The 18,329-nt window shown below is 75.1% G+C and carries 17 protein-coding genes and 1 tRNA gene; 11 read left to right on the top strand and 7 right to left on the bottom strand.

Annotated features, from left to right (window positions below; translation table 11 throughout):
* The first annotated feature begins 25 nt into the window (after positions 1–25).
* Both ABZ836_RS25280 and ABZ836_RS25285 read left to right on the top strand, forming a co-directional pair.
* Entirely contained in the window at positions 26–1,282 is a 1,257-nt protein-coding gene (locus ABZ836_RS25280) for a sensor histidine kinase (RefSeq protein ID WP_361145744.1), read from the top strand.
* A gap of 31 nt (positions 1,283–1,313) precedes the next feature.
* Positions 1,314–2,009, top strand: a complete 696-nt coding sequence (locus ABZ836_RS25285) for a response regulator transcription factor (protein WP_361145747.1) — start codon at positions 1,314–1,316, stop codon at positions 2,007–2,009.
* 68 nt (positions 2,010–2,077) lie between these two features.
* Here ABZ836_RS25285 and ABZ836_RS25290 read toward each other — a convergent pair whose 3' ends face one another.
* Positions 2,078–2,500, bottom strand: coding sequence for an ATP-binding protein (locus ABZ836_RS25290; protein ID WP_361145750.1), 423 nt, complete (start codon positions 2,498–2,500; stop codon positions 2,078–2,080).
* Between the two features lie 163 nt (positions 2,501–2,663).
* Here ABZ836_RS25290 and ABZ836_RS25295 point away from each other — a divergent pair, with 163 nt between their 5' ends.
* The 3 genes from ABZ836_RS25295 to ABZ836_RS25305 all read left to right on the top strand — a co-directional run bounded on the left by ABZ836_RS25295 (position 2,664) and on the right by ABZ836_RS25305 (position 5,480).
* A complete protein-coding gene (locus ABZ836_RS25295; protein WP_361145753.1) occupies positions 2,664–3,122 on the top strand; it encodes a hypothetical protein in 459 nt (152 codons plus the stop codon).
* 9 nt (positions 3,123–3,131) lie between these two features.
* Positions 3,132–3,902: a helix-turn-helix transcriptional regulator gene (locus tag ABZ836_RS25300; protein WP_356131934.1), complete on the top strand. Its 771-nt coding sequence runs from the start codon at positions 3,132–3,134 to the stop codon at positions 3,900–3,902.
* 270 nt (positions 3,903–4,172) lie between these two features.
* Positions 4,173–5,480: an MFS transporter gene (locus tag ABZ836_RS25305; protein WP_361145756.1), complete on the top strand. Its 1,308-nt coding sequence runs from the start codon at positions 4,173–4,175 to the stop codon at positions 5,478–5,480.
* A 198-nt stretch (positions 5,481–5,678) separates the two neighbouring features.
* On the opposite strand, the gene ABZ836_RS25310 is transcribed toward ABZ836_RS25305, so the two are convergent.
* On the bottom strand, positions 5,679–6,527 hold the full coding sequence (locus ABZ836_RS25310; protein ID WP_361145759.1) for an LLM class F420-dependent oxidoreductase: 849 nt from the start codon (positions 6,525–6,527) through the stop codon (positions 5,679–5,681).
* Positions 6,528–6,690: 163 nt separating this feature from the next.
* Between ABZ836_RS25310 and ABZ836_RS25315 the strand changes: the two genes are divergently transcribed.
* The 3 genes from ABZ836_RS25315 to ABZ836_RS25325 all read left to right on the top strand — a co-directional run bounded on the left by ABZ836_RS25315 (position 6,691) and on the right by ABZ836_RS25325 (position 10,525).
* Positions 6,691–6,766, top strand: a tRNA-Pro gene (locus ABZ836_RS25315).
* Positions 6,766–9,111, top strand: coding sequence for a hypothetical protein (locus tag ABZ836_RS25320; RefSeq protein ID WP_361145761.1), 2,346 nt, complete (start codon positions 6,766–6,768; stop codon positions 9,109–9,111). The genes ABZ836_RS25315 and ABZ836_RS25320 overlap by 1 nt, the downstream gene beginning before the upstream one ends.
* Positions 9,112–9,460: 349 nt before the next feature.
* Positions 9,461–10,525, top strand: a complete 1,065-nt coding sequence (locus ABZ836_RS25325; RefSeq protein WP_361145764.1) for a YncE family protein — start codon at positions 9,461–9,463, stop codon at positions 10,523–10,525.
* Positions 10,526–10,547: 22 nt separating this feature from the next.
* On the opposite strand, the gene ABZ836_RS25330 is transcribed toward ABZ836_RS25325, so the two are convergent.
* The gene (locus tag ABZ836_RS25330; RefSeq protein ID WP_361145767.1) at positions 10,548–11,186 is read right to left on the bottom strand and encodes an SMI1/KNR4 family protein; all 639 of its coding nucleotides are present in this window, start codon (positions 11,184–11,186) and stop codon (positions 10,548–10,550) included.
* Between the two features lie 86 nt (positions 11,187–11,272).
* Here ABZ836_RS25330 and ABZ836_RS25335 point away from each other — a divergent pair, with 86 nt between their 5' ends.
* Together ABZ836_RS25335 and ABZ836_RS25340 are read left to right on the top strand one after the other, a co-directional pair.
* Positions 11,273–11,707, top strand: a complete 435-nt coding sequence (locus ABZ836_RS25335) for a hypothetical protein (protein WP_361145770.1) — start codon at positions 11,273–11,275, stop codon at positions 11,705–11,707.
* Positions 11,708–11,847: 140 nt separating this feature from the next.
* Positions 11,848–12,258: a hypothetical protein gene (locus tag ABZ836_RS25340; protein ID WP_356131950.1), complete on the top strand. Its 411-nt coding sequence runs from the start codon at positions 11,848–11,850 to the stop codon at positions 12,256–12,258.
* A 13-nt stretch (positions 12,259–12,271) separates the two neighbouring features.
* Here ABZ836_RS25340 and ABZ836_RS25345 read toward each other — a convergent pair whose 3' ends face one another.
* The 3 genes from ABZ836_RS25345 to ABZ836_RS25355 form a co-directional block, all read right to left on the bottom strand.
* A complete protein-coding gene (locus tag ABZ836_RS25345; RefSeq protein WP_356131953.1) occupies positions 12,272–13,270 on the bottom strand; it encodes an aminoglycoside phosphotransferase family protein in 999 nt (332 codons plus the stop codon).
* Between the two features lie 46 nt (positions 13,271–13,316).
* A complete protein-coding gene (locus ABZ836_RS25350; protein WP_356131955.1) occupies positions 13,317–15,662 on the bottom strand; it encodes an FdhF/YdeP family oxidoreductase in 2,346 nt (781 codons plus the stop codon).
* Positions 15,663–15,728: 66 nt separating this feature from the next.
* Positions 15,729–16,244, bottom strand: coding sequence for an SRPBCC family protein (locus ABZ836_RS25355; RefSeq protein ID WP_356131958.1), 516 nt, complete (start codon positions 16,242–16,244; stop codon positions 15,729–15,731).
* A gap of 128 nt (positions 16,245–16,372) precedes the next feature.
* Between ABZ836_RS25355 and ABZ836_RS25360 the strand changes: the two genes are divergently transcribed.
* Complete coding sequence (locus ABZ836_RS25360; protein ID WP_361145775.1) at positions 16,373–16,858, top strand: ATP-binding protein; 486 nt, start codon at positions 16,373–16,375, stop codon at positions 16,856–16,858.
* Positions 16,859–16,879: 21 nt separating this feature from the next.
* On the opposite strand, the gene ABZ836_RS25365 is transcribed toward ABZ836_RS25360, so the two are convergent.
* The gene (locus ABZ836_RS25365) at positions 16,880–18,079 is read right to left on the bottom strand and encodes a phospholipase D-like domain-containing protein (RefSeq protein ID WP_356132199.1); all 1,200 of its coding nucleotides are present in this window, start codon (positions 18,077–18,079) and stop codon (positions 16,880–16,882) included.
* Positions 18,080–18,329: the final 250 nt, after the last annotated feature.

An 18,329-nucleotide genomic window follows, 5' to 3' on the forward strand; every position in this document is an offset into this window, starting at 1 on the left:
GCCGGCCCCCACCTACCATGACCGGATGCCCGCCACGCCGGCCCGCCGACCGCGCCCGGCCAACGCCGCCCTCGCCGTGTGCTTCGCCGCGGCCGGCTGCCTGGCCGGAGCGTTCTACCACCCGGCGGCCTGGCGGCCGTTCGACCTCTGGGCGTACCTGCTCACCGTGCTGATCGCCCTGGCGCTCGCCTGGCGCGAGCAGCGGCCGTTCGGCGTGCTCCTGGTCACCGCCGCGGGCTTCGCCGGCTACCTGCTGCTCGGCTACCAGCCCTCGCTCAACTTCTGGGTCCCCGCGGTGGCGTTCGTCTCCGTCGCCGCCCGGGAGCGCCGCGCCCGCACCGCCGTCGGCGCCGCGCTGCTGGCGGCGGTCGTCGCCCTCAGCGGCGCGGAGGGGAGACTGCCGTGGCCGGTGGCGGCCGCGCAGGCCGGCCTGGTGCCCGGCGTCGCCCTCGCCATCGGGCTCACCCAGCGCCGACTGGCCGGACGCAACGCCGAGTTGAGGCGGCTGACCGCACTGCTCGACCGGCAGCAGCGGCAGGAGGCCCGGCGCGCGGTGCTGGACGAACGCTTCCGCATCGCCCGCGAGCTCCACGACACCATCTCGCAGCACATGACCATCGTCACCCTGCAGACCGGGCTCGCCGAGTACCTCCTGCGCTCCGACCCCGCCGCAGCCCACCAGGCGCTCGGCACCGCCGCCACCGCCGGACGGGAGGCACTGGACGAGCTGCGCCGGCTGCTGGTCGTGCTGCGCACCTACGACCTCGGCGAGGGCGGCCTACCCGGCGACGGCGACGGATACGGATACGGCGACGGCGGCGGCCACGGCGGCGGACGCCCCGGCCCGGAGGACCCCGCCGCCCCCGTCCCCGACGACCTGCTGGCCGGCATCGACCGGATACCCGTCCTCGCCGAACGCCTGGAGGCGGTCGGCGTGCGCGTCGCGGTGCGCCGGTCGGGCGGGATCCGGCCGTTGCACCCGGGCATGGAGCTGTGCGTCTACCGCGTCGTCCAGGAGGCGCTCACCAACGTCGTCAAGCACTCCGGCGCCCCGGAGGCCGAGGTCGACGTCCAGTACCGGGACGACGAACTGCGGGTGACCGTCACCGACCCCGGCGGCCCGCTTTCGGTCACCTTCCCCGACGGATCCGGCCACGGCTTGATCGGGATGCGGGAACGGGCAAGGATCTGGCACGGCTCGCTGACCGCCGGGGCGCGCCCGGGCGGTGGTTTCCGGGTGGAACTCCGCCTGCCCCTCCGGCAGGACCGGCCCAGCGGCTGACCGCACCCGAGAGCGTCTGACGAGGAGCCCCGTGGCCCGCATCCTGGTCGTCGACGACCAGCACCTCATCCGGTCCGGCATCGTCACCCTGCTGCGCACGGTGGACGGACTCGGGCCGGTGGTGGAGGCCGCGGACGGCGAGGAGGCCGTCGCCGCCGTCCTCGAGCACCGGCCCGAACTGGTCCTGATGGACATCAGGATGCCCCGCCTCAGCGGACTCGCCGCCGCCGAACGCATCCTCGCCCTCGGGCTGGAGCCCGCCCCGCGCATCGTCGTCCTCACCACCTTCGACGAGGACGAGTACGTCTACGCGGCCCTGCGCGCCGGCTGCAGCGGCTTCCTGCTGAAGGACATGCCTCCCGCCCAGCTGCTCGGCGCCGTCACCGCCACGCTCAGCGCGGACCTGCTGGTCGCCCCGGCGCGCGTCCGGAGGCTCGTCGAACGGCACGCGGGCGGGCGGCGGCCACCGGTTGCCCCCGACGCCCCGGCCGAGCCGCTCACCGGCCGCGAGGCCGAGGTGCTCGGGTTCGTCGCCCGGGGCCTCGCCAACGACGAGATCGCCGCCGAACTGTCCGTCAGCGAGTCCACCGTCAAGACGCACCTGCACCGGGTGATGACCAAGCTGCACCTCCGCAGCCGCGCCCAGGCGGTGGTCTACGCCTACGAGACGGGCATCGCCCGGGTCGGCGACCGCCCCGCGCACCCGTCCGCCCCCGACCGGCCTTAGGCATGTCCGGCGGATCATGCCGTTCTCCCCGCCGGGGTCGCTTCGTGCGCCGCCCGCCGGGGGCACGGTCAGCGGTCGTCCCCGGCCTCGGTCTGCGGCCGGAAGCAGGCGATGACCGTCTTGCCGTCCGTGCAGCGACGTGCCTCCCAGCTGTCGGCCAGCGCGTCGACCAGGAACAGGCCCCGCCCGCCCGGTCGTTCGCCGCTCGCCGGCCGCGGGGTGGGCAGGTGCGTGGAGTTGTCGTGCACGGCGACGTGCAGACAGCGGCCGTCCCACGTCATCACCAGTTGGGCGGCGCAGCGCGCGTGCACATGGGAGTTGGTGACCAGTTCCGACACGGTGAGCAGCACGTCGTCCACCGTCCGGGGCGCGCTGTCGGTCCAGTCGAGCGTCTCCAGGTGCTCACGGGCCCAGTCGCGGGCCGCCTTCGGGCTGCTCCTCAGCGGCAGCGAGCGCGCCCACCCGACCGCCCGCAGCGATGTCTCATCCACGGTGATTCCCCCGGCTCCGTTCCATGTCACGCGAGTACCCCGGCGCGCTGTTCGAAGTCACGCCGGGTGCGGCGGATGCGCCGGCACTTCCGGCCGTGTCGATCCCGCGGGTGCACGGCTCCGGCCCGCACGGGAGGGCGATTGCGGGGGACGCCGCGCCGGAATGCGCGCCTCCCGTGCCAACTTGTGGGACACCGGCGACCGTACGGGTCACCGGGCCCCCACGTACGGCATGGCGGGCCGTCACCCCGCAGTCCCGCGTGGCGCCGTGCCGATGGAGGACTACGGCGACCTCGTCGTGGACGCGTGGACGCGTGGACGCGTGGACGGCGCGCACCGGAAGCTGTCCCTCAGCGACCCCGTGGGCGGCGTCACCGACTTTTCCGGGGGCGCCGTGCTCCAGCGGATCACCGGCCTGCCCGGCGCGGCGAAGCTCGCCCTGGCGCCGGACTCCGCCACGCGCTACGCGGCGCTGCCGGACGCGGACGCCATCGCGGCGATCAGCACGACCACCCACGACGTCACCGCGCGGTACGCGACCGGTGAGGGCACCGGCCCGGCGTCCGTCGTCGCGCGGCCGGCGCCCGTCCCGCCCGCGTACCGGCCGGCCGGTGCCGGTTAGCCTGGCGGCATGCGTGTCACCAGGGAGCTGCCGGCGCTCGCCGCCGGCGAGGTGGACGTGCCCTTCGTGATCCGGGGGTACGAGGAGGTCGTCGCCGCCGACACGGCCTGGAACGAGCACTCCCACCCGTGGCACGAGCTGCTCTGGAACGCGCACGGCGCGTCCACCGTCGTGGTGGGCTCCCAGGTGTGGTGCGTGACGCCGACCCTGGGGCTGTGGATGCCGGCGGGTCAGCTGCACTCGGCCTCCGCGGTCGCCGGCACCGCGTACCGGGCCCACTTCTTCCGGCACGGCACCGTCTCCGCGCTGCCCGACCGGCCGGTGGCCGTGGGCATCACGCCGCTGCTGCGGCTCCTGCTGGAGCGGCTGGAGGAGCCGGACCTGTCCGCGCGCTCCCGCGAGGTGACCGAGACGGCGGTCCTGGACGTCCTGCGGCCTTCCTCCCACGCGCTGCTGGTGCAGATGCCCACGTCCCCGCTGCTGCGGCCGATCGTGGACGCGGTCCGGGCCGACCCCGCCCATCAGCGGACGCTGGCCGGCTGGGCCGCCTCGCTCGGGTGCAGCGCCCGCACCCTGACCCGGGCGTTCCGGAGCGAGACCGGCACCAGCTTCGCCCGGTGGGTGGCGGCGGTGCGGGCCCAGCACGCCGTGCAGCTCCTCTCCCGCGGCTTCGAGGTCGACGTGGTGGCCGACGCGGTCGGCTACCGCTCGGCGAGCGCCTTCGGCGCCGCCTTCCGCCGGACGACGGGCACGACCCCCGGAAGGTTCCGGGCGCGCTGACCCCCGGAAGGTGTCCCGATCGCTACAAGGGCTGTCGAAAAGGCTCGGTTGATGCACGCACCTCGACTCCTTACTCTGTGTGAGCAAGCAAGGCTTACCTAACTTGCTGCCTGACGCGCATCCCTGAACGGGACCGGGTCTCGAAACCCAGGAACACGGAGTACGGCCATGCCCTCGCCCCACCCGCAACCGCCCACCGCGGCAGGCACGTCGCCACGGCACACCGGCGGCGTCCGCCCGGTGTCCTGGCCGACCGGGAGGCGCTGAGCCGTGGCCCCGAAGCTCGCCGCGCTGCTGCCCGACCTCGCCCCCTGGCGCTCCTCCCGGGACTTCCGCCTCCTGTGGTCGCAGGGCCTGGTGACCTACCTCGGCAGCGTCATGGCCCTGATCGCGCTGCCGCTCCAGATCAAGGAGCTGACCGGCTCACCGCTCGCGGTCGGCGCGATGGGCGCCGTCGAACTCGTCCCCCTGGTGGTCTTCGGCCTCTACGGCGGCGCGCTCGCCGACGCCGTGGACCGGCGCAAGGTCATCGTGCTGACCGAGGCGGGCCTCGGGCTGCTTGCCGTCGTCCTCCTGATCAACGCGATGCTGCCGCGGCCCAGCCTGTGGCCGCTGTACGTGGTGGCGGCCGGGGTGGCGGCACTCGCCGGGCTCCAGCGCCCGGCACTGGACTCGCTGCTGGCCCGCATCGTCCCGCACGACCAGCTCGCCGCGGCGGCCGCGCTGAACGCACTGCGCTGGCAGGCCGGCGCGATCGCCGGACCCGCCCTGGCCGGCCTCGTCGTCGCCTACGCCGGCAGCGTCCCCGCGTACGCCACCACCGTGGCCTGCTTCGCCGCCTCGGTCCTGATGTGCCGCCGGCTCACCCCCGCGCCGCCCGTCGAGCACGCGGCCAGGCCGTCCTGGCGCGGCATCGCCGAAGGGGCCCGGTACGCCTGGTCCAGGCCGGTGCTGCTGGGCACGTACGCCATCGACCTGGCGGCGATGTTCTTCGCCTTCCCGAACACCATCTTCCCCTTCCTCGCCGACGAACTGGACGCCGAGTGGTCGCTCGGGCTCATGTACTCGGCCGGAGCCGTCGGGTCGCTGCTGGTCAGCCTGACCAGCGGCTGGGTCTCCCGCACCCGGCGGCACGGCCTGCTGGTGGTGTTCGGCGCCGCCGGCTGGGGCCTGGCCATGGCGGCGGCCGGCTGGACGTCGCAGGTCTGGCTGGTGCTGGCGTGCCTGGCCCTGGCCGGGGCCGGGGACATGCTCAGCGGACTGGGCCGCTCGACCATCTGGAACCAGACCATCCCCGACCGGCTGCGCGGCCGCCTCGCCGGCATCGAGGTCCTCTCCTACAGCGTCGGCCCGCAACTCGGCCAGGTCCGCGCCGGCGCGATGGCGGGCTGGACCGGCGCCCGCCCGGCCATCTGGAGCGGCGGTCTGGCCTGTGTGGCCGCGGTGGGCCTGCTCACCATGGCCCTGCCCAAGCTGCTCGCCTACGACTCCCGCACCGACGAGGACGCCGCGCGGCGCCGGGCACAGGAGGAGGGCCCCGCCGTTCCGGCCCCCGAGCAGGACGGGGAGATCCGATGAGGCCCGCCACCCCGGCACGCGGTTGCGGCACCAGGGCCTGTCCGGCGGATCACGCACAGGGGGTGCGGGGCCTGGCACGCACCCCCGCAAGCCGGCTCCCGGCTTCGCTCGAGCAGGGCGGGGCCGCATGACCCCGCCCGGGCGCGGATGAAGCGAGCCCGGCCTGCGGCGGTGGCACGATCCTCCGCCGGACGGGTCTCAGGGCCGCAGCTCCAGCAACTCCGCGAGGCGGCGCCAGCCCTCGCGCGGGTGCCGGTCGGGGGAGCCGTCGAGGACCTGGACCGCCACGTGGTCCGCGCCGGCGTCGTGGAACTCGTCGAGCCGGGCGCGGACGGTGGCGTCGTCGCCCCAGACGACCACCGAGTCGATCAGCCGGTCGCTGCCGCCGCCCGCGAAGTCCGCCTCCTCGAAGCCCATCCGGAGCCAGTTGTCGGTGTAGTTCGGCAACCGGGTGTACATCTCCACGGTCCCCCGGGCGACGCGGCGGGCCTCGGCCGGGTCGGAGCTCAGCACCACCTTCACCTCCGGCGCCAGCAGCGGGCCCTTGCCGAGCGTCTCCCGGGCCCGCGCCACGAACTGCGCGTCCACCAGGTACGGGTGGGCGCCCGCCGAACGCTCGGCCGCCAGCCGCAGCATCCGCGGCCCCAGCGCGGCCAGCGCCCGGCACTCCCGCGGCACCGGCGCCGAGGCCGCGTCCAGCGCGTCCAGGTACGCCACCATCGCCGAGTACGGCTTCTCGTAGTTCTTCGCCAGCGGCGCGTGGCTCACGCCCAGCCCCAGCAGGAACCGGCCGGGGTGCCGGTCCTCCACCGCGGCCGTCTGCTCGGCGACCATCGCCGCGTCGTGCTGCCAGATGCTGAGGATGCCGGTCGCGACCGCGATGCGCGAGGACGCCGCCAGCAGTTCACCGGCCGCCGGCACCGAGCCCATACCGAACCAGACGGTCCCGAAGCCCAGCCTGTCCAGCTCGTTGACGGCCTCCACCGCCTCGTCCCCGCCCTCGCGGAGCCTTGAGCTCCAGATGCCGAATCGTCCGACGTCCACCATGAGGCACATCCCTTCCGGTCGGCTGCAAGCCATCGTCGCCATGGTCCAGCACGCGGGGCGGCGCTCCGCATTCCCCTTCACCCGAACGGCGGCGATTCCCCGGCCACCGCCGCCGAAAGTCGGTTGAACTCCCGGGCGCGGCACCGGCACCATCACCGCATCACGACGTGCAGCTCATTCAGCGGAGCACCAGGCTCGGGACCTGGAGGGCGCGGGGGCGGAACCCGCCACGTCGGCCATGAACGAGAACGCTGAACAGCAGCACACCGAGAACCGCACCGGCGACACCATCGGCACCGCCTACCCGCTCGGGCAGCTCGCCAAGGCGCTGTCCACCGCGCGCACCCACCCCGACCTCGAGGTCCGCGCCCGAGCGGAACGCAAGGGGGAACGGTGGCGTGCCGTGCTGAGCGCCATGGCGGACCGGCGGACGACCGTCGGGTCGCGCACCCCCGTCGCCGGCCTGCCGGCCTGGGTCACCCTCGAGGTCGTCCACGGCGGCTTCGCCACCGGCAGAGCCGCCGCGGGCGGACCGCTGCAGCCGTACGAGCGGGACGCCGCCCGCCTCGCCGGCGTACCCGAGGACCGGCGCGCGCTCTTCGACCATTCCCTCACCGAGGACGGCCTGCGCCGGCTCTGCGCACTGCTCGACAGCGGCGCCTACGAGGTGACCGTGCCGGAGGAGGCCGCCCTGCTCACGGTGGCCTGGCTCGCCCGCGCGGGCGAGACGGACGCCGCCGTCGACCTGGTGGGCGAACTCGGGCCCTTCGCCCACCGGTTGCGCTTCCTGCCCCGCCCCGCCGACCGGCCGGCCGCCGGACCGGACTCCGTGCACCGCACCACGGCCGGCCAGGCCCGCGACACCCTGCGGCGACGGCTGCCCAACACCGCGGTGGAGACCCAGCGCGAGGCGCTCGCCGTCTGGCAGCCGTTCGGCGACGCACTGCTCGCCCACTGGCTCGAGACGGCCGAGGACACCACGGTGCTCGCCCGCACCCCAGACGACGCCTGGCGCGAGCGCGGCGCCCGGCTGCTGCGCCGCTACCACGCCCTCGCCGCCCAGCACACGTACTGCACCAAGCACCGCGCCCCCCGGCAGAACCTCGCCGTCCTGCGTACCGCCCTGGAGGAGACGGTGGCCGGCCGGCCCCTCGACGCCCGTCTCCTCGGGCTGCTCCGCCTGGCCGTCACCGGCATGGTGCGCAAGCGCGGCCTGCCCGGTTCGCCGCGCCACACCGCCCTGCGCCGCGCCCAGGCCGCGCAGGCGGCCCTCCCGGCCCACCACCGGCTGGCCGGCCTGGTCGCGGAACGGCTCGCCGCGCTGCCCGCCGGCCTCGGCGTCGCCGACGTCGCCCGGTTCACCGCCCCGGTGACCGAGGCGGAGGCGGCCAGGACCGGGCTGCCGGCCGGCGCCGCCGTCCCGCCCCAGGTGCGCCGGCCCGTGGAGACGGCGCTCAGCGCGCCGGTCGCCACCCTGGTCGAGCGCGGTGTCGTCCCCTCGGCGGAGGTCCTCGCCCAGCTGACGCCCCAGCTCGTCGGCACGGTCTGGGCCCAGGGCTGGCCGGACGCGTCGCTGCGCACCCTCACCGCGGCCGTCCACCGGGCCTTCCGCGCCCGCCGCTCGCTGCTGCTGGTGAACCTCGCCTCCCAGGTGCGCGTCGAGGAACTGCCCTGGGTGCGCGCCCTCGTCCCGCTGCGCCGCCCCGGCAACCGCGGCGAGGGACCCGCCGTGGTGCTGCGGGAACTGGGCGAGCTCGCCGTGACCGCGTTTCCCGGCACCCTGCTGCCCAACCCGCTGGTGAGCGAACTCGGCACGCTGGCACGGTTGTCGGGGCTGGGGGTGCCGATGGTCGAGGAACTGGCGGCGGGCATCTTCATGGGCGCCTTCAGCCCGAAGTTCGCCCACGCGGCCCGCATCGCCGGCGAACTCCTCGGCGGCACGCCCTACGAGCGGTACTACGGCATCGACTACGCCGCCCCGGCCCCCGACTTCGCCGCCCTCTGCGACGAGCGTGCCCGGGCGGCCTCCGGCGGGAGGTCCCGCTCGTCCTGGTCGGTGGCGGCGCAGGGCATGGTGATCGAGCAGGCGCAGATCCTCACCACCCACAACCTGGCGACCCTGGTGGCCCGTGCCGGCGTCCACCCCGCCGACGGCTGGGAGGCCCTCGCCCGGCGGGCCTTCCTGCGCGTGTGGCAGCTCACCGCGCGGCTCGAGGGCAACCCCCGGCCGCTCACCACCGTCAAGGACGCGGCGTACGCCTGGCGGCAGGCGGTGTTCTTCCTGTCCCTGTGCGCCCCGGCCGAACAGGACCGCCTCCTGGCCTGGCTGTCCTCCGACGACGGCGACGACGGCGACGGCCACGGCGACGGCGACCGTAACGACGACGGCGGCGATGGTGCGGGCGCCGGGGCGCGCCGCCCCGCCCGGGTCACGGCGCGCCTCCGGCCCGCCGTGCGGGGCCTGCTCGCCGCGGCGGCCGGGGGAGAGGCCGAGGCGGGCGGAGGACGGCGGTTCCTCGGCTGGAGCGTGGGGCGCCACTGGCTGCTTGACGACGCCACCGGCTCCTGCCCGCCGCGCGGCTGAGCCGAAACCCGGCGCCCTGACCGTCGGCCGGTACGGGTCGCCCTTCGGGACGCGGGTCCGGTGCGGCTCCGCCGGGCAGCGGAGGGGAAGGGCACAGGCGCGTACGGCGGCGCGGTGGCGCCGCGCCCCCGGAGGCCGGAGGCGCGGGGGCCCGGAAGGTGGGCCGGAGCTCGCCGGGGCGCCGTGCGGCGGGCCGGTGCCGGTCCGTGGCGTTCCCGGTACTCGGCGGGCGGCGGACCCGGTGGCACCGGGTGCCGGGACGCCGGTTAGGCTGCGCCGGACGATCAGGCCGACGGGCCGAGACACGCCGCGCCGGCCTTCCCCCAGCCCCCACGGAGATCCGCCGCCCATGTCCTCCCGGTCTTCCTCCCGGACCCTGCCCGTGCGCACCCTGACCGCCGTCGCGGTGGCCCTCGCCGTGACCGGCGCGCTCCCCGCCGCCGGTGCGGTCGCCGCCCCGGCTTCCTCCGGCGTCCGGGCCGCCCCGCTGGTCGCGGGCCTCTACCAGTCCGCCTACTCCGAGCGGAACGACGCGCTGTGGGCCACCGCCGCCGTGGGCATGCCGCCCGCCCCGGTCACCGGTTCCCAGCTGGTGAAGGTCGACCCTGACACCCTCGAGGTCGAGGCGACCTATCCCGTCCCGGTGGCGGAGAACGGCACCCCGGAGGCCGTCTACGGCATCGACGTCGACGACGAGCACAACACCCTGTGGGTGACCAACACCCGCAACGACTCCGTGGCCGTCTACAGCCAGCGCGACGGCCGGCACCTCGCCACCATCGCCGGTGCCGAGCACTCCCGCGAGGTCGTGGTGGACGAGGAGCGCGACCTGGTCTGGGTCAGCGCCTACGGCTCCGGCGAGCTCATCGCCTACGACAGCGCGACGTTCGAGGAGGTCCGCCGGGTCACCGTCGAGGGCAGCGGTCCCACCGGGCTGGCCGTCAACGAACGCAACGGCGCCGTCTACGCGGCCGACTACGTCAACAGCCGGATCATCGAGGTCCGTCCCGGCGCCGGGACCCCTCGCCTGCTGCCCGCGGGCTCCGGCCCGCTCGGCATCGCGCTCTCCCCGGACGGACGCACCGCCTACACCGCCGACCAGACCACCGGCACGCTCACCGCCGTGTCCCTGCGCTCCGGCGCCGTCACCGCCACCGTGCCGACCGGCGCGGGCGCCAAGTCCGTCGACGTGGCCCCGCGTTCCGGCAAGGTCGTGGTGGTGAACCGGCTGGCGGACAGCGTCTCGGTCGTCGACCCGGGCACCCACGAGGTGGTCGCCACCGTGCCGACCGGCGACCTCCCCAACCACGTCCGCGTCACCGGCGGCACCGCCTTCGTGCTGGACAAGTCCGGTTCCGGGGCGGGCGGCGAGGACCTGGTGACCCGCGTCCGCCTGCGCGCGGTCACCTCCTGACCCCTCGGGGCCCCGCCGCACCTCAGGGCAGTCCGACGGGCGCCGGGAGGAGCGGCTCCCCGCCGTCCGCGGCGTCCGGGGCGCCGGGGCCGTCCCACCGGAGCGTGCCCTCCGCGGTGAGGTACGGGTGGAGGCCGCGGACGTCCCCGCCGTGGTGGAGTGCCTCGGCCACCGCGTGCAGCAGCGCGGCGAGGCAGGGCCAGGCGTCGGTGAAGTCGCCTCCGCCGCTGTGGCCCGCCCACCCGAGCCGGCCCTGGTGCGGACCGGGCCGGGTGTCGACGACCTCGACCCCGCCGTCCGCGCCCTCCGCCCAGGGGACCCACCGCGGGTGCCACCACGGCTCGTCGTCCCACGGCCTGGTCGTCAGCCCGTCGTTCTCGGCCGCGACCTGGGCGAGGACGCGGCGGCGTGCCACGATCGCGGCGGCCGGCAGCGGCGCCTGCTCCGGCAGCACGGTCGTCCACCGGGTGACGCCGTCGTGCCGCCGCAGCGACTCGGCCAGCTCCGGCGGCAGCGGGCCGCCGAGGAGGCGCGCGGTCTCCTCGATCTCCGCCTCGGCGGCGGGTGGCGCCAGCATGCCGAGGCTTGTCGGGGCGCGGGCCGCCAGCCAGGTGTCGATGCGGTCCCAGGAGACGGTGACGGACGGAAAGCCCTGTGCCATGGCCCGATCCTCGCCCATTCCGCGCCCCGTGGCGACACCGGCCAACCGACGACACCTGCCCTTCGACGACTGGGGGACCCCGACCGGTGAGCACCGTCGTCGACTTCTTCACCGCGCCGGACGACACCACGGCCGCACGCGCTCTCCGCACCGGCCTTCCCGCGGTCCAGGACGCCTTCTCCTGCGGCAACCTCGACCCGGAGGAGGCGGTCCTCGGCTGGCAGGCCCTTCTCACGGGGGAGGCGTGGGAGGACCTGGTCGAGGCCGGCGAACCCCGTGAGCTCGCCGAGGAACACGACGGGGAGCACCGGGTCTTCGCCGTGTCCGGCGCCCTCGTCGCCCCGCTCGCCAGCGCGGAGCCGCCCCGGCTGCGCGACGCCGCCTCGGCCTGGTCCCGGAGTTCGGCGGAGGACGGGACTCCCGTGGACGAGGGGACCGCGCTCCGGGTGCTGGGCGGGGTGGCCGCCCTGGCCCGGGCGGCCGTCGAGCGCGGGGACGGCCTCTACTGCCGGGCGGGGTAGGGGAGGGGCGGCCGGGAGGTGCGTTACGGGTGGGTGTTCCCGGGTCGTCCCGTTTGAGTAGGTGTACTCAGGCGGGCCGCCCGGCCGTGGGCCGAGCATGGTGACAGGCCCGGTAGGCGGGCCACCGGAAGGAGGTCACCATGGACGGCCCGGACGAGCTCCCCGCTCCCGCCGCTCCGGCGGACGGGCGGGCGGCCCCCGTCCTGCGTCCCACCGCCCTGCCCCTGAGCGAACCCGACCACGTGCCGTGGAGGTGGGCCGAGGAGTTCCGCGCCAACGCCTGCGCGGGCCCCGGCGCCCGGCTGCGCCTGCGTGCCCGGCTGACCGCCGCGTCCTGGTTCGGCGACGTCGAGACCGCGAGCCAGGCGCTCGACGCCCTGGTCCGCGGCACCATCCGCGAGGCGCGGCTCACCCGCGACGAGCCCCTGCGCGTGCGGGCGTTCATCCTCCCCACCAACGAACTGGTCCTGCAGACCGAGTCCCGCGGCCCGGCCCCCACGACCCCCCTCCTCCGCCAGCTGATCCTGCCCCCGCTCCGCACCGACGGCTGAACTCCCGGACCTGTCAAGCCGGTTCGAGACGCCGACGGAGCCAGCGGAGCGCCGCCTCGCCCTGCGCTCGCTGGAAGCCCCGCAGGGTCGGCAGGCCGGGGGGAGAGGGCAGGCCGGAGGAAGAGAGGAAGTAGCCGGCCACGGCGGCCAGCACGGTGGTGACGTCCTCGGGGGCTGCTCCCCGGGCGGTGAGGTGCGCTTCGAGGAGGGGCAGGGCGGCCTCCTCGGCCGTCCGGTGCATCAGGACGCTGGGCGCCAGCGCCACGACGTCGAACCAGGGCGCGCCGACGGCCGCCCAGGGCCAGTCGACGACCACCACGCGGTCCTCGGTGAGCAGCACGTTGTCGGCGCGCAGGTCGCCGTGGACCAGGGCGGTGCCCGACGCGGCGGCCTGCCATCCGGCCTCCCGCCCGGCCAGTAGCGGGAGGTTCCGCCGGGCCCACGGGTCGAGCCAGGACAGGTCGTGCCAGGACCGGTCGTGCGCGGCCGTGAGGAGCCGCCGCCAGCCCCGGAAGCGGCTGTCGCAGGCCTCGGCGAGGGTCGGGACGGCGACGGGGGAGGGGTCGAGGCGCCGGGAGAGGTCGCCCACCGCGGTGAGGACGCGCCGGAGTTCGTCCGTTCGCCACGGCTGGGCCGGAGTCCTGCCGTCCACGTCCTCCAGGACCAGCACCACCCAGCCGTCGCGGTCCAGCGAGAACAGGAGCCGTGGCACGGGCGCGGAGGCGGGCAGGGCCGCGGTGATCCGGGCCTCGGCCCGGTGGAGTCCGGGGGTGTCGGGGTTCGGCTCGGGGCCCACGGCCTTGACGAAGAACCGGCGGCCGTCCGCGAGACGGACCCGGGCGGCCACCCCGGGGGAGAAGCCGCCGGCCTGGTTCGCGGCCTCCACCACCGGCGCCCCCAGCCGGTCCTCGACCCGGCGCCGCAGTCCTGCGGGCACGGCCCGCCAGGGGGTGCGCACCCCGGCCGCGGGCGGTGGGGCTCCGGTCACGGCGGCGGTCGGTGGCTGAAGCATGGCGCCCATGCTTCAGCCACCGACGCCGGAGCGGCAACCGGGTTTCTCAGGCGACGCCGCGGTCCGCCGCGCCCGCCGCCACGGCCTCCGCCGGCCGCTCACGCGGCTCCAGGCGGACCACGACGCCCTTGGAGGTGGGGGTGTTGCTGATGTCGGCGACGCTGTCCAGGGGGACCAGCACGTTGGTCTCCGGGTAGTACGACGCGGCGCAGCCGCGCGAGGTGGGGTAGGGGACCACCCGGAAGTTCTCCGCGCGGCGCTCCACGCCGTCCCGCCAGACGCCCACCAGGTCCACCGCGGCGCCCTCCTCGAGCCCCAGGTCCCGCAGGTCGGCGGGGTTGACGAGGACGACGCGGCGGGAGCCGTGGATCCCCCGGTACCGGTCGTTGTCGGTGTACGGCACGGTGTTCCACTGGTCGTGGGAGCGCAGCGTCTGAAGGATCAGGTGGCCCTCCGGCGCGCTGAGGTGCTCGAACGCGTTGCGGCTGAAGAGCGCCTTGCCGCTCGGGGTGGGGAAGCGGCCCTCGTTGACCGGGTTGGGAAGCCCGAAGCCGCCGGGGCGGGAGACGCGGGTGTTGAAGTCCTCGAAGCCGGGGACGACCCGCGCGATGTGGTCGCGGACGCAGCCGTAGTCCGCCTCGAACCGCTCCCAGCGGATGCCCGGCACCTTGTCGCCGAGCGTGCAGCGGGCCAGGCGGCTCAGGATGGCCACCTCGCTCAACAGGTGCTTGGACGCCGGTTCCAGCACGCCGCGCGAGGCGTGCACCTGGCTCATCGAGTCCTCCACGGTGACGAACTGCTCGCCGCCCGCCTGGACGTCGCGTTCCGTGCGGCCCAACGTCGGCAGGATCAGGGCCGTCTCGCCGCACACCGTGTGCGAGCGGTTGAGCTTGGTGGAGATGTGCGCCGTCAGCCGGCAGCGCCGCACGGCGGCCTCGGTCACCTCGCTGTCCGGGGTGGCCCGCACGAAGTTGCCCGCCAGGCCGAGGAAGACCTTGATCTTGCCGTCCCGCATGGCGCGGATGGCGTTCACCGAGTCCAGGCCGTGCTCGCGCGGCGGCTCGAAGCCGAACTCCCGCCCCAGGGCGTCGAGGAACGCGTCCGGCATCCGCTCCCAGATGCCCATGGTGCGGTCGCCCTGCACGTTCGAGTGACCGCGCACCGGGCAGGCGCCCGCGCCCGGGCGGCCGATGTTGCCCCGCAGCAGCAGGAAGTTGACCACCTCGCGGATGGTGGGCACCCCGTGCTTCTGCTGGGTGAGCCCCATCGCCCAACAAACAACGACCCGCCTGCTCTCCAGGACCATGTCGCGCACCTCCTCGATCTGCGCGCGGGTCAGGCCCGTGGCCTCCTCGACGCGCGGCCAGGAGAAGTCGGCGCGCAGGTGCTCGACGAACGCGTCGAAGCCCTGGGTGTGGGCCTCGATGAACTCGTGGTCCAGCACGGTTCCGGGGGCGGCCTCCTCCGCCTCCAGCAGCAGCATGTTGAGCGCCTGGAAGAGGGCCAGGTCCCCGCCGACCTTGATGTGCAGGAAACGGTCGGCGACCCGCGTGCCCCGGCCCACCACGCCCCGCGGCTTCTGCGGGTTCTTGAACCGGGCCAGCCCGGCCTCCGGCAGCGGGTTCACGGCGACGATGCGGCCGCCCCGGCGCTTGGTCTCCTCCAGCGCGGAGAGCATCCGGGGATGGTTGGTGCCGGGGTTCTGGCCGACCGTGAGGATCAGGTCGGCGTGGTGGATGTCGGGCAGGCTGACGTCGCCCTTGCCGATGCCCAGCGTCTCGTTGAGGGCCGAACCGCTGGACTCGTGGCACATGTTGGAGCAGTCGGGCAGGTTGTTGGTGCCCAGGGCCCGGGCGAAGAGCTGCAGGACGAACGCCGCCTCGTTGCTCGCCCGGCCGGACGTGTAGAAGACCGCCTCGTCGGGCGAGTCCAGACCGCGCAGTTCGTCCGCGACCAGCTCCAGGGCGGAGCTCCAGCTGATCGGCTCGTAGTGGCTCGCGCCCGGCCGCTTCACCATGGGCTGGGTCAGCCGGCCCTGCTGGTTGAGCCACCGGTCGGACCGGGTGGCCAGCTCGTCGACGGAGTACCGGCGGAAGAACTCGGGGGTCACCCGGCGGGAGGTCGCCTCGTCGTTGGTGTGCTTGGCCCCGTTCTCGCAGTACTCGTTCATCGGCCGCTTCCCCGGCGCCGGGTCCGGCCACGCGCAGCCCGGGCAGTCGAAGCCCCGTTCCTGGTTCAGGTTCAGCAGGGTCAGCCCCGTGCGGCGGGGCGACGTCTGGGAGAGGGAGTACTCCATCGCGTGGTACACCGCCGGCACGCCCGCGGCCCAGGTTTTGGGCGGCGTCACCTCGAGGCGGTCGTCGCTGGATTCCTCGTTCGACGGCTTCTGCAACGTGATCTCTCCTCAACTGTCGTGCGGTGGCGGGCCGACGCGCCGCCGCCGGGATGCGGCGCTCGGTCAGCCGGTGGGCCAGGTCGGGACCTCGCGGCTGTGGTGGTGCGATCCGGGGCGCACGTGGCTGCGGCTGATCTCGCCGCGCCAGGTGCCGGTCTCGCGTCCCTGGCCCTCCACGAACTCCTTGAAGCAGCGCAGCGCCCCGTCCACCCAGCGCGGCACCAGCCCGAGCGCGGCCCCCACCCGCCCCAGCAGCCGGGAGGACCCCAACGGCTCCAGCCGCAGGGTCAGCCGGCAGCGGTTCTCGTCCAGCGGCTCGAACGTCACGGTCCCCAGGTGCCGGGGCGCGTCCAGCGCCTCCCAGCGCAGTCGCCGGTCGGGGACCTGCTCGAGGATCTCCGCGTCGAACTCCACCGTCCGCCCGCCGAACCGGAGCACCCAGTGGGTCAACGCCGCCTGCGTCTGCTCGACGTGCTTCACCCCGTCCATGAAACGGGGGAACGTCTTGAACTGGGTCCACTGGTTGTACGCCACGTGGACCGGGACCTCGACATCGATCGACTGTTCGACAGTGTTCATGGCCTCGCCGTCTTCTCCGCGCGCTGGGAGACTCGGGTCCCCCGAGAACGCGGTTGCATGCCGGGAGCGGGGCCGGCGGGGATTGGCCGGCGGGCGGCGGGACACCCACCGGTCCCGAGGAGGCGCGTGTGACGGCGGACGGAGGAGCGGCCGAGATGGCCGTCCTGGTGGGGCTCCAGGCGGCCGGGAAGTCGACGTTCTACCGGCGCCGCCTGGCCCACCGGTACACGCTCGTCAGCAAGGACCTGTTCCCGCGCCGCGCCCGCGGGAAGCAGGCGCGGCAGATGCGGCAGGTGGAGGAGGCCCTGAGGGCGGGACGGGCCGTGGCGGTCGACAACACCAACCCCACCCCCGAGGAGTGGGGCCCGCTGATCGAGGCCGCCCACGCCCACGGCGCCACCGTGACCGCCTACTGGTTCCCGCCCGACCTGGCCGGCTCCCTGCGCCGCAACGCCCGGCGGGAGGGCGCCGCCCGGGTGCCGGACGTGGGCGTCCGCGCCACCTTCCGCAAGCTGCGCCGCCCCGGGACCGGTGACGGGTTCGACGCGGTGGTGGAGGTGCGGTTCGACGGCCGCGGAGGCTTCGACGTCCGCCCGGCGCCCCCCGGTGCGTGAGGCCGCGTGACGGCCCTCGGCTCAGAGGAAGCGGCGGATGGGGGTGACCGACGCCTCCTTCAGCCGCTGCACCGCGGCCCGGCGGCGCCACCGCTTGCGGTCGATGGCCACGCTGCGCTCCAGGTCCGCGTCGAAGTCCCGGTCCAGCGTGGCGGTGAACTCCTTGTCCAGCACCGCGAGCATGACCTCCTCGTCGTGCTCCAGCGAGCGCCGGTTGAAGTTGGTGGAGCCGACCAGGGAGGCCACGCCGTCCACGGTCACGATCTTCGTGTGCAGCATCGTGGGCTGGTACTGGTGGACCGAGACTCCGCAGTCCAGCAGGCGCGTGTAGTAGCCCTGGCCGGCGAGCTGGCACGCCCGCTGGTCGGTGTACGGGCCGGGCAGCAGGACCTCCACCTCCACGCCCCGCCGCGCGGCCGCGCAGAGCAGGTCGACGAAGTAGGCGTCCGGGGCGAAATAGGCGGTGGCCAGCCGGAACCGGCGCTCGGCGGAGGTCAGCATCACCCGCAGCAGCGTCTGCATGTCCTGCCAGCCGATGGACGCCGAGCCCCGCACCACCTGCACCACCGCGGTGCCGTGCTGCGCCTGTGCCGGAAAGCGGTCCCGGTCGTCGAACAGCTCGTTGTGCGACTCGGCCCAGTTCTGCGCGAACGCGGCCGCCAGGCCGTCCACCGCGGGACCCCGCAGCCGGACGTGGGTGTCCCGCCACTCGTGCGGGTCGCGGGCGTCACCCGTCCACTCCTCCGCAATGCCGACGCCGCCGGTGAACGCCACGGTCTCGTCGACCAGCAGCACCTTCCGGTGGCAGCGGTGGTTCTGCTTGAACGGGGACAGCCACAGCGGCTTGCGGAACCAGGCGACGTCGACCCCCGCGTCGTCCATGGAGTCCAGCAGGTCCTGCTCTATGCGGTGCGCCCCGAAGCCGTCGAGGAGCAGCCGGACCCGCACACCGGCGCGGGCCCGATCGCTCAGGGCGGCGGCGAAGTCCCGCGCGATCTGCCCCCGCCAGTAGACGAAGGTCATCATGTCGATGGTGTGCTCGGCCGCGTGGATGGCCTCGAGCATGGCCGGGAAGATCTCGTCGCCGTTCCGCAGGGCGATCAGCTCGTTGCCCTCCGTGGCGGCCACTCCGAGCAGGCGCTCCAGCCTCCGTCGAAGGCGGACCACCTCCGCGTCGTCGGCCGCCGAGACGGCTCTGGCAGGGGGCTCGGGTGTCGGGATGGCGCTCACCGCCGGACCTCCGTGGTGCTGGGACGGCCGCACGGCGCAAGGCGTCGCGGGGGGCCCGGAAGGACAGCGGCTCCGGGTCCGGAAGCCACGGTTGCCCGACGCGGCCTTCACCAAACCTGACGCCGGTCCGCCACGGTTTACCACGGTCCCTGCGCCGGGTCAGCGGCCTGCGCCGGGTCAGCGTGCGGATGGCCGAGGTGCCCGACCTGCCCGGACTCGTCGCCGCCGAGCGGGAGGGCGA

Origin of the sequence: Streptomyces sp. NPDC047130 (assembly GCF_040643475.1) — a bacterium.
Lineage (GTDB): Bacteria > Actinomycetota > Actinomycetes > Streptomycetales > Streptomycetaceae > Streptomyces.

Coding starts and splice junctions, on each gene's coding strand:
- ABZ836_RS25280 (WP_361145744.1), top strand. CDS start 26: ATGCCCGCCACGCCGGCCCGCCGACCGCGCCCGGCCAACGCCGCCCTC.
- ABZ836_RS25295 (WP_361145753.1), top strand. CDS start 2,664: ATGCGCGCCTCCCGTGCCAACTTGTGGGACACCGGCGACCGTACGGGT.
- ABZ836_RS25300 (WP_356131934.1), top strand. CDS start 3,132: ATGCGTGTCACCAGGGAGCTGCCGGCGCTCGCCGCCGGCGAGGTGGAC.
- ABZ836_RS25310 (WP_361145759.1), bottom strand. CDS start 6,527: ATGGTGGACGTCGGACGATTCGGCATCTGGAGCTCAAGGCTCCGCGAG.
- ABZ836_RS25320 (WP_361145761.1), top strand. CDS start 6,766: ATGAACGAGAACGCTGAACAGCAGCACACCGAGAACCGCACCGGCGAC.
- ABZ836_RS25325 (WP_361145764.1), top strand. CDS start 9,461: ATGTCCTCCCGGTCTTCCTCCCGGACCCTGCCCGTGCGCACCCTGACC.
- ABZ836_RS25330 (WP_361145767.1), bottom strand. CDS start 11,186: ATGGCACAGGGCTTTCCGTCCGTCACCGTCTCCTGGGACCGCATCGAC.
- ABZ836_RS25340 (WP_356131950.1), top strand. CDS start 11,848: ATGGACGGCCCGGACGAGCTCCCCGCTCCCGCCGCTCCGGCGGACGGG.
- ABZ836_RS25345 (WP_356131953.1), bottom strand. CDS start 13,270: ATGCTTCAGCCACCGACCGCCGCCGTGACCGGAGCCCCACCGCCCGCG.
- ABZ836_RS25355 (WP_356131958.1), bottom strand. CDS start 16,244: ATGAACACTGTCGAACAGTCGATCGATGTCGAGGTCCCGGTCCACGTG.